The organism is Burkholderia theae (assembly GCF_048565265.1).
Classification (GTDB): Bacteria; Pseudomonadota; Gammaproteobacteria; order Burkholderiales; family Burkholderiaceae; genus Burkholderia; species Burkholderia theae.
The window spans coordinates 598,753-610,570 of record NZ_CP183462.1; the positions used below are offsets into that span (position 1 = coordinate 598,753).

Below are 11,818 nucleotides of genomic sequence, written 5' to 3' on the forward strand. Positions count from 1 at the left end.
ATCGTGCGTATGACGCAAAGCGCAGCACGGGGCATCACGGCCCGGTGCGATGCGCGTCGCGGAAGCGGTATCGCAACGAAGGTGAGCGTTCCATGCGAAGTTTCTTTGTCCGGTTCATTGCAATCGGCGTGCTGTTCCATCTGTACGTCGGGATGCGGATCATTCCCGATGCGTTCGCGTCGCCGGTCGCGCGCACGATCGCGGCGCTCGTGCTGGCGAGCTTCGTCGTGCTGATCCCGGTCGGCATGTTCTCGCGTCGTTTCGACGAGGGCTGGGCCGCGACGCTGGCCGGCTGGGTCGGCTCGCTCGTGATGGGCTTCTTCTCGTCGCTGCTCGCGCTGACGTTGTTGCGCGAATTCGTGCTGCTCGGCGTGCTCGCATGGCGGCATCTCGGGCACGACGGCGCATGGAGCGGCGCCGCGGCCGACACGGCGCTCGGCGTGCTGGCGGGCGCGGTGCTCGTCACCGCGATCGGGTTTGTCGGCGCGCGCCGCACGGCGGCGGTCAAGCGCGTGTCGATTCCGGTCGCGGGGCTGCCGGCCGCGCTCGACGGGCTGTCGATCGTGCAGCTGTCCGACATCCACGTCGGGCCCACGATCAAGCGGCCCTATGTCGAACGGATCGTGCGTGCGGTCAATGCGCTCGAAGCCGACCTCGTCGTCGTGACGGGCGACGTGGTCGACGGCTCGGTCAAGCGCCTGCGCGACCACACGGCGCCGCTCGGCCGCATGCAGTCGCGGCACGGCAGCTTCCTCGTGACGGGCAACCACGAGTATTACGCGGGTGCGCATGCGTGGATCGATGAATTCCGCCGCATCGGGCTGACGGTACTGCTGAACGAGCACGTGCTGATCGAACACGGCGGCGCGCGCGCGGTGCTCGCGGGCGTGACCGACTTCACGGCGGGCGGGTTCGATCCCGCGCATCGCAGCGATCCCGCGCAGGCGCTGGCGGGCGCGCCGCACGACGTCGGCACGAAGATCCTGCTCGCGCACCAGCCGCGCAGCGCGGAAGCGGCGAACCAAGCAGGTTTCACCGTGCAGTTGTCGGGACATACGCACGGCGGCCAGTTCCTGCCGTGGCCGCCGTTCGTGCGGATGCAGCAGCCGGTGATCGGCGGGCTCAGCCGCTTCGGCGATCTGTGGCTCTATACGAGCCGCGGCACCGGCTACTGGGGGCCGCCGAACCGCTTCGGCGTGCCGTCCGAGATCACGCTGATCCGGCTGACGCGCGGCGGTTAGGCGGCTGCTGTTACTCGATGCGGGCGATATCGTCGAAGTCGAAACGCGGGCTGCGCGGGAACAGGCCGGCCGGATCGCCGTAGCCGAGATTCACGAGGAAGTTGCTCTTGATCGCGGTGCCCGCGAAGAACGCGGCATCGACCTTCGCGCCGTCGAAGCCGGACATCGGGCCCGCGTCGAGGCCGAGCGCACGCGCGGCCAGGATCAGGTATGCGCCCTGCAGCGACGAGTTGCGGAACGCAGTGGCCTCGATCAGCGCATCGTTGCCGGCGAACCAGCTGCGTGCGTCGGCGTGCGGGAACAGGCGCGGCAGGTGCTCGTGGAACGCGAAATCCATCGCGACGATCACGGTGACGGGCGCGGCCATCGTCTTCGCGAGATTGCCTTCGGACAGCGCGGGTTTCAGGCGCGCCTTCGCTTCGGGCGACTTGACGAACACGAAGCGCGCGGGGCTCGAGTTCGCCGACGTCGGGCCGAATTTCGTCAGGTCGATCAGGCGGTGCAGCAGCGCGTCGTCGACGGGTTTGTCCTGCCACGCGTTGTGCGTGCGCGCGGTGAGGAACAGTTGATCGAGGGCGGAATCGGAGAGGGTCGTCATGATGGGATCCGGGAAGAAGGCGGCCGGGTCGCGCCGGCCGGCATGGCGAAAGAAAGCGGCGCTCCCGGCAGGGCGCGCCGCGACACGCCGCGATGATAGCGTGATGCGCGAAAGCGCATCGCGGCGCGCGGCGGTTTCCTTTCATTGTCGAATGAGAGCGCATGGCGGCGCGCGGCGCCGTTGGCTAGTATGCAGGCATGCACTGTTCGCCCCGTTCATCACCCGTTCCTTCCGACATGTCGACGCCCGATCTCTTTGCCGACACGCCCGCGCCCGACGTGGACTGGTATCCGGACTGGCTTGCGCAACCCGACGCCGATCGCGTGCTGGCCGCGCTGATCGGCGAGGTCGCGTGGCGGCAGGACACGATCCGCACGCCGCGCGGTCGCATTCCGTTGCCGAGGCTCACCGCATGGCAGGGCGAGCCCGATGCCGTGTACGTGTATTCGGGGATCCGCAACGTGCCGGCGCCGTGGACGCCGGCCGTGCTCGACCTGAAGCGCGCGGTCGAGGCGACCTGCGGCGCGCGCTTCAACAGCGTGCTGCTCAACCGCTACCGCAACGGGCAGGACAGCCTCGGCTGGCATGCGGACAACGAGCCCGAACTCGGCGACGCGCCGGTGATCGCGTCGGTGAGCCTCGGCGCGATGCGCGTGTTCGATCTTCGCCATCGCGCGACCGGCGTCACGCATGCGTATCGGCTCGTGCACGGCAGCCTGCTCGTGATGCGCGGGCGCACGCAGGCCGAATGGCAGCATCGCGTGCCGAAGGCGCCGAGCGTGCAGGGCGAGCGCGTCAACCTGACGTTCCGGCGCGTAATGCCGGCCGGATAGATCGCGCCCCGTTTCCAAGATCCATGAATGACCGATGCAGGCAATCGATCTCGCGTGCGGCACGTTGCCGCACGAGGGTCGCGCGGTGTGGCCCGATATGGCCGGGAGGCCCGTGCCATATGGGTTTCAGTCGGATTCGATCGACCGCCCGGTTCCGATAGATGAGTGAAACCTCTGATGGTGCGTCGCAACAATCATTGACTAGACTGTCGAATGGCAGAAACGCGTCGCATCCCGGCGCGACCTTTTCGACATGCCCCGTGTGTTGCCGATGCAACGCGCAAGGGGGCAGGAGCATAACGCGTGACCCTATTCGACCCTTCCTTCGAACCCTCGCTGCACGTCTTTGAACAAGACGGCGGATGGCAATGGGCGCTGACGGTGAAGCGGGCGACCGGCGTCGGTGTGAAAGTCGTCGCATTCAGCCAGGAAGGCTTGCGCGGCGAAGCCGAGGCTTACGCCGCCGGCCAGCTTGCCCGCGCCGAGTATGACGCCGCCGTGACGGCCTGACGCCGTCGCGGCGATCCCGCCCGAGGATCGCCTCTACCGCCCACCGCCCGTTGCCGGGCGGTTCTCTCCCGATCGTTTTCCGTTTTCCGTCGGCCGCGATGCATGCATCGAGCGACACCGCGCGTCGCACGCGGTGCGTCGGCGCGCGTGTCCGCCCGCGCTTGTCGCGCCAAATGGTCCGTACCATTCGACACGTGTGTGCCATACGCGGCGCTTAACGTCTTCGCACGGCGTCCGTCGCGCCGGCGATGCGGCCTGCGCCGCAGTCTGGACGCCGGACGCCGGGCGGCGACCCATCGACAAGAACGCAGGTCATGTGCGACGACAGAACCGACTACAACCGCCATGCGCGCGGCCGATCGCGCATCGCGCGGGCGCCGGAACGGGGATTCACGCTGATCGAGGTGCTGATTGCGCTGGTGATCGTGGCGGTCGCGCTCGGCGCCGTGATGCGCGCGATCGGCGCGCTCGCGTCCGATACCGATACGGCCCGCATGCGCCTGCTCGCGTTATGGAGCGCCGACAACGCGCTCGGCGAGATCCGCATCGCATCGACCTGGCCATCCGTCGGCACGAACACGTTCGCGTGCCCGCAGGGCCGCTACCGGTTCGTGTGCCGCCAGTCGGTGGCCGCGCTGCCGAGCCCGCTCGTGCGTCGCGTGACGGTGAGCGTCTTTCCGTCCGCGTCGAGCCGCAACGTGCTCGCCGAAGTCGTCACGGTGATCCAGAATGAAGCGCGCCGCTGAACCGCGCGGGGCGGCGCGCGCCCGCGGCTTCACGCTGATCGAGATGCTGGTCGCGATCACGCTGCTCGCCGTGATCGCGCTGCTGTCGTGGCGCGGCCTCGACGCGACGATCCGCGGCCGCGACGATATCGCGTCGAATCTGGCGCAAACGCGTCTGCTCGGCCGCTATTTCTCCCAATTGCAGTTCGACCTGACGAACCTCGTGACGGCTGACGAGGTGTTCGGGCCGCCGCTGCGCATCCGCCCGAACGAACTCGTGATGGTGCGCCATCTCGGGGTCGGCGGCGGACCGACGCAGATGCAGGTCGTGCGTTACCAGCTCAAGGGGCGCGAACTCGTGCGCAGCGCGTCGCAGCCGCTCGCGTCGCTGGCCGAGGTCGACGACGCGCTGCATCACATGGATGCGTTCGCGCGTGTCGTCGTCAGCAATGATGCGCGCTCGATGCAGCTTTCCGTGTGGATTCCGCCGGGTGGATGGACGACGAGCCAGACCGTCATCGAACAGGCCTACGCGCAGTTTCTCGCACAGCACGGCATCAGCAACTCGACGTCGATCGGCGCGCCGGTGCCGCGCGGCGTCCGCTTCACGGTCACGATGGGCGCGCCGGCGGTCGAATTCGTGCGGACCATCCCGATTGGTCAATGAAAGCGCGATGCCGTCCGGCGCACGCGGCCACGCCCGGAAAGCCGTTCCGTCCCCCGGACAAAATGGTCCGTAACTTTCGTCATACGTCTGTTATTGGCTGTCCATTAGTCTCGTGACGAGCATGACCGCCGCGACCGGTTCCATCGACCGGTTCAGCGGCGGCATCGGCAAACGGGAAGGGGGCGAACGTGACGGTCGAGCACCGGCATGATGCATACGCGGGCGCGTCGGGCCACGACGCGCGCGGGCAATGGCAATCGGCGGCGATCCTGAGCCGAGCGCAGCAATGGCACGGCGCAGGCCGGTTCGACGACGCGGCACGCGAATATCTCGCGGTGCTCGCGAACGAGCCCGATCATCCGCAGGCACTCCATCTGTACGGGGTGCTGCAATTCCAGCGCGGCGCGGCCGACCATGCCGAAGCGCTGCTGCGCCAGTCGATCGCGATCGAGCCGGACGCGCGTGCGCTGTCGGATCTCGGCGCGATCGCCGGCGAGCGTGGCCGCATCGACGAGGCGCTGGACCATTTCGCGGCCGCGCTGCGCGCGGCGCCCGACGACGTGCAGACGCTCGTGCGCCGCGGCAACACATTGATCGGCCTGCGCCGCTACGACGACGCGCTCGCGTCGTTCGACCGTGCGCTCGCGGTGTCGCCGCTCGTGCTCGACGCGCTTTGCAATCGCGGCGGCGCGTTGCGCGCGCTCGGCCGCCTCGACGATGCGCTCGACACCTACGACCGCGCGCTGATGGTCGATCCGCATTCGTTCGAATCGTGGTTCAACCGCGGCCTCGTGCTGCGCGAGCTGCGGCGCGCGGCCGATGCGCTGCACTGCTTCGATCGCGCGAACGCGATCCGGCCGGGCGTCGCCGCGATCATGGCCGAGCGCGGCCGCACGCTCGCCGGGCTCGACCGTCTCAACGAAGCGCTTGCCGCGTTCAACGAGGCGATCGCGGCCGATCCCGCACGGTTCGACGCGCTTTGCGACAGCGCGGCCGTGCTCGAACGGCTCGGCCGCGCGGACGAGGCGCTCGCGCGTTGCGAACGCGTGCTGGCGGTCGATCCGGATCACGTCCGTGCACTCGCGAGCCGCGGCAATGCGTTGCTGCAGCTCGAGCGCCACGACGAAGCGCTCGGCAGCTACGACCGTGCGCTGGCGCTCGATCCGCGCTCGATCGACACGTTGTGCAATCGCGGCGCGACGCTGCGCGAACTGAAGCGCTTCGACGCGGCGCTCGCCAGCTACGATGCCGCGCTGGCGCTCGACGCGCGCTTCGCCGAAGCGTGGACGAACCGCGGCAGCGTGCTGCAGGACCTGCACCGTTACGACGACGCGAGCGCGTCGCTCGATCGTGCGCTCGCGCTGCGCCCCGATCAAGCGACGCAGTGGCTTGCACGCGGCAACCTGCTGGCCGACATGGGACAGGTGGACGTTGCACTGGCCGCCTACGACCACGCGCTCGCGCTGCAGCCCGATTTCGCCGGCGCGCATTGCGCACGTGCCGCGCTGCACCTGACGGAAGGCGACTTCGCGCGCGGCTGGCACGGGTACGAATGGCGGCTGCGCGACGCGCAGTTCGCGCGGCATGCGCGGCCGTTCACGCAGCCGGCGTGGCGCGGCGATGAACCGCTCGACGGCAAGACGATCCTGATCCATGCGGAGCCGGGCCTGGACGACACGCTGCAGTTCTGTCGTTATGTGCCGCTCGTCGCCGCGCGCGGTGCACGCGTGGTGCTCGAGGTGCAGCCGGCGTTGCGTTCGATGATGGCGTCGCTCGCCGGTGCAGCCCACGTGATCGCGCGCGGCGAGCCGCTGCCCGCCTTCGACTGCCATGTGCCGCTGCCGAGCCTACCGCCTGCGTTTCGCACCGACGCCGACACGATTCCGAGCCCTGCCGCGTACCTGCATGCGGATCCGTTGCGCACGCGCCAGTGGGACACGCTGCTCGGCGAACGGCGCAGGCTGCGCATCGGGCTCGCCTGGGCGGGCCATCCGGCGCAACGGAACGACGCCGGCCGGTCGATCGATTTCGCGCGGCTCGCGCCGCTGTTCGATCTCGACGTCGACTGGATCAGCCTGCAGAAACCCGTTCATGCACACGACGAAGCGCTGCTGGCGGACACGCCGGTACGCCGCGTCGACGACGAACTCGGCGACTTCGTCGATACGGCTGCATTGATCGGCGCGCTGGATCTCGTGATCGCGGCCGATTCCGCGGTCGCGCACCTGGCGGGCGCGCTGGGCGCGCAAGTCTGGGTGCTGCTGCCCGACCCGCCGGCCTGGCGCTGGATGCGTATGCGCGGCGACAGCCCGTGGTATCCGTCCGCGCGACTGTTTCGGCAGCCTGCGCCCGGCAACTGGGCGGATGCGATCGGCGCGGTGCGCGCCGCGCTCGAACCGATGACACGTTAGACACAACTCGCGATACGAACAGCGACCAGTGGGGGCCATACGATGACACCAAACGGGGAAGGGACGTCCTTTGCGAGCGCGCCGGTCGCGCCGGATTGCCGTCCGCCCGACACCGCGCAGCTCGAACGGCTGCTCGTGCGCGCGCGCAAGGCGCATCACGAGGGCGCGCTGCAGCATGCGGAGAACGCGTATGCGGAACTGCTGGCGCTCGATCCCGAGCATCCGGAGGCGCTGCACCTGCTCGGTGCGGTGCGTTTCCAGCAGGGGCGTCTCGACGATGCCGAGCCGTTGATGCGGCGCTCGGTCGAGCGCCAGCCGGTGCCGCTCGCGCTGGCGAACTACTCGGCGGTGCTGGCCGGGCTCGGGCGCGAGCACGATGCGCTTGCGCGCCTCGACGAGGCGCTCGCGATCAATCCGGTGCATCAGCGCGTGCTGTTCCAGCGGGCCGGCCTGCTCGCGCAACTCGCGCGGTACGACGAGGCGCGCGCGGTCTACGATCGCCTGCTCGAACTGACGCCCGGTTTCGCCGACGGTTATGTGAAACGCAGCGACATGCTGCGTGCGCTCGGCCGCTTCGAAGACGCGCTCGCCGACTGCGACCGCGCGATCGCGCTCGCGGGCCGCACGTTCGACGCGATGCGCGGGCGCGGGCTCGCTTTGCGTGAACTCGGCCGCTACCGTGACGCGGCGGACAGTTATGGCCACGCGCTCGCGCTGCGGCCGGGCAGTGCCGATGCGCTGTTCCTGCGCGGCGTCGCGTATCTCGACCTGCACGACCCCGAACACGCGCTGGCGGATTTCAATGCGGCGATCGCGGCGAGCCCCGCGTTCATCGATGCGATCTTCAACAGTTCGGTCGCGCTCGAACAGCTCGGCCGACACGATGAAGCGCTGATGCGTTGCGACCGTGCGATCGCGATCGATCCGCGCCATGCGCGTGCACTCGCCAATCGCGGCAATGCGGCGAGCCACCTGGGCCGTTATACGGATGCGGTCGACAGCTATGCGCGCGCGGTCGATGCCGAACCCGGCAGCACGGGCGTGCTGTGCAACTACGCGAGCGCGCTGATGCGGGTCGACCGTCACGACGACGCGCACGACATGTGCGACCGTGCGCTGGCGATCGATCCGCACTACGCGCCCGCGTCGTTCACGCGTGCGCGCGTCCGGCTCGAAACGCATCGCTACGACGACGCGCTCGACGATCTCGCGCGCGTGATCGTCGCGACGCCGCGCGACAAGTTCGCGCATTTTCATCGCGGCAGCGCATTGTCCGCGCTGCGGCGGCACGAGGATGCGCTGCGCGCGTATGCGGAAGCGATCGACATCGATCCGGACTACGCGCACGCGCACTGCATGCGCGCGTTCCTGTGCCTGTCGATCGGCGACTTCGCGGCCGGCTGGGCCGAATACGAATGGCGCTGGCGCGACAGCCAGCTCGACGGCAGCCGGCGCGACTTCGCGCAGCCGCGCTGGACGCACGGGATGCCGCTCGACGGGCAGACGATCCTGCTGTATCCGGAGCAGGGGCTCGGCGACACGCTGCAGTTCTGCCGTTACGTGCCGCTCGTGAAGGCGCTCGGCGCACGCGTCGTGCTCGAGGCGCCCGTCGAGTTGAAGGCACTGTTCGCGACGCTCGACGGTGTCGACGTGCTCGTCGCCCGCGGCGACCCGCTGCCGCCGTTCGACCTGCATTGCCCGCTGCTGAGCCTGCCGCTCGAATTCCGCACCGATCTGTCGTCGATACCGGCGGGCGCGCCGTACCTGCGCGCCGATCCCGTGCGCGTCGAGCGCTGGCGTGCGCGCCTGGGCGCGGCCGACCGGCCGCGTATCGGCCTCGTGTGGGCCGGCAACCCGCTGCACCTGAACGACCGCAACCGCTCGATCACGCTCGTCGACCTGCTGCCGCTGCTCGACGACCGCTACGAATGGATCAGCCTGCAGAAGGTGATCCGCGACGAGGACCGTGCGGCGCTCGACACGAGCGCGATCCGCTTCGTCGGCGACGAATTGACGGATTTCGCCGAAACGGCCGCGCTGATCGACGCGATGGATGCGGTGATCAGCGTCGATACGTCGGTCGCGCACCTGGCCGGCGCGCTCGGCCAGCCGCTTGCGGTGATGCTGCCGCACACGCCCGACTTCCGCTGGCTGCTCGATCGCGACGATAGCCCGTGGTATCCGGGCGCGCGACTGTTCCGCCAGCCGGAGGGCGGCCAGTGGGCGCCGGTCGTCGAGCGGATTCGCGACGCGCTGCCGGCGCTGGTGACGGGAGCGCTGCGATGAGCACGGCGCAGGCACCGTCGTATGGCGCGGGTGCCGTGCCGCTGCGGGCCGCCGTCGACGATGCGCTGCGCAATGCGCGCGCAAGGCTCGAGCAGCGCGATTTCGCGGGGGCGGGCAGGCTTTACGAAGGTGTGCTGGCGATGATGCCCGACCATGTCGAGGCGCTGCATCTGCTCGGGTTCGTGCATCTCCAGCGCGGCGATCCCGTGCGCGCGGAGCCGCTGATCGCGCGGTCGATGCGGTCCGGGCTGAACCAGCCGTGGAATTTCGCGAATCATGCGGCGGCGCTGACTGGCGCGGGCCGTCATCGCGACGCGCTCGAGGCGGCCGCACAGGCGCTCGCGCGCGATCCCGGCCATGCGCCCGCGCAGGCGGCGCGCGGCGACGCGCTGCACGCGCTCGGCCGGCATGGCGAAGCGGTCGGCGCCTACGATCTCGCGCTGACGCGCGAGCCGGGCCGCACGTTGACATGGGTCCGGCGCGGCGAGGCATTGCGCGCGATCGGCCGGCCGGCCGACGCGCTGATCAGCATCGAACGCGCGCTGCGGATCGATCCGGATGACCCGGCCGCGCTCGCCGAACGCGGCCATGCATTGCGCGCGCTGGGTCGCGGCGACGAGGCACTGCATTGCTTCCAGCTCGCGATGGTCGTGCGCGGCAAGACGCCCGATCTCGTCTATGCGTGCGGCTACACGCTGATCGAACTCGGTCGCCCGGCCGAGGCGCTGGCGTGTCTCGACGAAGCGCTCGCGCGTCTGCCGGACGACACGCAACTGCTGTTCGTGAGCTGTGTCGCGCTCGATCTGCTGCATTTGCGCGACGAGTTGCTGAAACGCAGCGACCGGTTGCTTGCGCGCGACCGCGACAACGTCGGCGCGTGGGTCGGCCGCGGCAACGCGCTGCTCGGGCTGCGGCGCCATGAGGAAGCCGCGCATGCGTACGGCGAAGCCCTCGCGCGCGCGCCGGCGGATTTCGACGCGCTGCGCAATCGGGCCGGCGCGCTGCGGGCGTTCGGCGCGTACGACGACGCGCTCGCGCATTACGACCGTGCGCTCGAAGCGCGCGGCCCGCACGCGGAAGTGCTGTGCAATCGCGCGATCGCCCAGCAACTGCTCGGCCGCTACGACGACGCACTCGCGAGTTACGCGGCGGCGGCCGGCACGCAAGGCCGGACGGCGCAGGAGATCTACACCCGCGCGGTCGCGCGCCAGCAGCTCGGCGACTACGACGCCGCGCTTGCCGATTTCGCGCTTGCCTGCGTGCGCGACCCGAATCACGGCGTCGCGCGCCGGTCCGAGGCGTTCTGCCGGTTGGTGATGGGCGACTTCGATGCCGGCTGGCGGCAGCACGAAGCGCGCTGGGATGCCGCCGACGTGATGCTGCACCGGCGTCATGCGGACCGCCCGCAATGGACGGGAGACGAACCGCTCGCGGGCCGCACGCTGCTGCTGCATGCGGAGCAGGGGTTTGGCGACACATTGCAGTTCTGCCGCTACGCGAGCCTCGCGCACGAGCGCGGCGCGACCGTGCTGGTCGATGCGCCGGCCGCGCTGGCCGACCTGCTCGGCACGCTGCGCGGCGTGAGTCGCATCGTCGCCGACGGGCAGCCCGCGCCGACGTTCGATCTTCATTGCCCGATGATGAGTCTGCCGTTCGCGTTCCGCACGACGCTCGACACGGTACCGGCCGACGTGCCATACCTGCATGCCGACCCGCGGCGGCGCGCTGCGTGGATCGAGCGGCTCGACGCGATCGCGCCGGCGCGACGCTTGCGGGTAGGGCTCGCGTGGTCGGGCAATCCGGATCATGCCAACGACGAAAACCGGTCGATGACGTTCGCCGCGCTCGCGCCGCTCGTCGCGCTCGACGCGACCTTCGTGAGCGTGCAGGTCGGGGTGCGTATGCGCGATGCCGAAGCGTTCGCGGCAAGCGGCGTGCTGTCGTTCGAAGCGGAACTGAAGGATTTTGCGGAAACGGCCGCGCTTGTCGACACGCTGGATCTCGTGATTGCCGTCGATACGTCGGTCGTGCATCTGGCCGGTGCGCTCGGGCGCCCCGTGTGGGTGCTGCTGCCGCGCGTGCCGGACTGGCGCTGGCTGCTCGAACGCGCCGACAGCCCGTGGTATCCGGGCGCGACGCTGTTCCGGCAGCAGCGGCCCGGCGACTGGCCGGCGCTGGTCGAACGCGTGGCGCAAGCATTGGCGGACCGCATCCGTGCGCACCGCGAAACGGCGTGACCGGCCGACTGTGACAAAAGCTACGGACCTTTCACGCGCGGCCGGAATGGTCCGTAACACCCGCCACGCCACTGCCATCGGGCCTTCGTATGTTCTTGTGATTCCAGCGTCCGGGTTCGGGCCCGGGCGCAACGACGAAGCGCGACAACGGATCGGCGCCGCTTTCGGCGCGATCGTCGTCAAGCGCAATTTCATAGGATTCGGGGTGAAGAATGGCAGCACGCGCACGCACGGCACGACAACCTGACGCGACGGGTTCGCGCCCGGTCCTGAAATCGGAACTGCGGCCGCTGGTCCGGGCCGTGGCCCT

General features: G+C 69.7%; 9 protein-coding genes. 8 read left to right on the top strand and 1 reads right to left on the bottom strand.

Annotation, left to right across the window (positions count from 1 at the left end; translation table 11 throughout):
* Positions 1–92 precede the first annotated feature (92 nt).
* Positions 93–1,241, top strand: a complete 1,149-nt coding sequence (locus ACN22W_RS20320) for a metallophosphoesterase (RefSeq protein WP_419689170.1) — start codon at positions 93–95, stop codon at positions 1,239–1,241.
* Positions 1,242–1,251: 10 nt separating this feature from the next.
* On the opposite strand, the gene ACN22W_RS20325 is transcribed toward ACN22W_RS20320, so the two are convergent.
* A complete protein-coding gene (locus ACN22W_RS20325; protein ID WP_048247298.1) occupies positions 1,252–1,839 on the bottom strand; it encodes a malonic semialdehyde reductase in 588 nt (195 codons plus the stop codon).
* 236 nt (positions 1,840–2,075) lie between these two features.
* On the opposite strand from ACN22W_RS20325, the gene ACN22W_RS20330 reads away from it, so the two are divergent.
* From ACN22W_RS20330 to ACN22W_RS20360, 7 genes are all read left to right on the top strand, one after another.
* Positions 2,076–2,672, top strand: coding sequence for an alpha-ketoglutarate-dependent dioxygenase AlkB family protein (locus tag ACN22W_RS20330; RefSeq protein WP_048247300.1), 597 nt, complete (start codon positions 2,076–2,078; stop codon positions 2,670–2,672).
* A gap of 303 nt (positions 2,673–2,975) precedes the next feature.
* On the top strand, positions 2,976–3,182 hold the full coding sequence (locus ACN22W_RS20335) for a hypothetical protein (RefSeq protein WP_129515258.1): 207 nt from the start codon (positions 2,976–2,978) through the stop codon (positions 3,180–3,182).
* A gap of 314 nt (positions 3,183–3,496) precedes the next feature.
* Entirely contained in the window at positions 3,497–3,928 is a 432-nt protein-coding gene (gene gspI, locus ACN22W_RS20340) for a type II secretion system minor pseudopilin GspI (protein ID WP_419689171.1), read from the top strand.
* Complete coding sequence (locus ACN22W_RS20345; RefSeq protein WP_419689172.1) at positions 3,912–4,574, top strand: PulJ/GspJ family protein; 663 nt, start codon at positions 3,912–3,914, stop codon at positions 4,572–4,574. The genes gspI and ACN22W_RS20345 overlap by 17 nt, the downstream gene beginning before the upstream one ends.
* 188 nt (positions 4,575–4,762) lie before the next feature.
* Positions 4,763–6,985, top strand: coding sequence for a tetratricopeptide repeat protein (locus ACN22W_RS20350; protein WP_419689173.1), 2,223 nt, complete (start codon positions 4,763–4,765; stop codon positions 6,983–6,985).
* Positions 6,986–7,027: 42 nt separating this feature from the next.
* Positions 7,028–9,271, top strand: a complete 2,244-nt coding sequence (locus ACN22W_RS20355) for a tetratricopeptide repeat protein (protein ID WP_419689174.1) — start codon at positions 7,028–7,030, stop codon at positions 9,269–9,271.
* Positions 9,268–11,508, top strand: a complete 2,241-nt coding sequence (locus tag ACN22W_RS20360) for a tetratricopeptide repeat protein (protein ID WP_419689175.1) — start codon at positions 9,268–9,270, stop codon at positions 11,506–11,508. Before ACN22W_RS20355 ends, ACN22W_RS20360 begins: the two co-directional genes overlap by 4 nt.
* Positions 11,509–11,818: the final 310 nt, after the last annotated feature.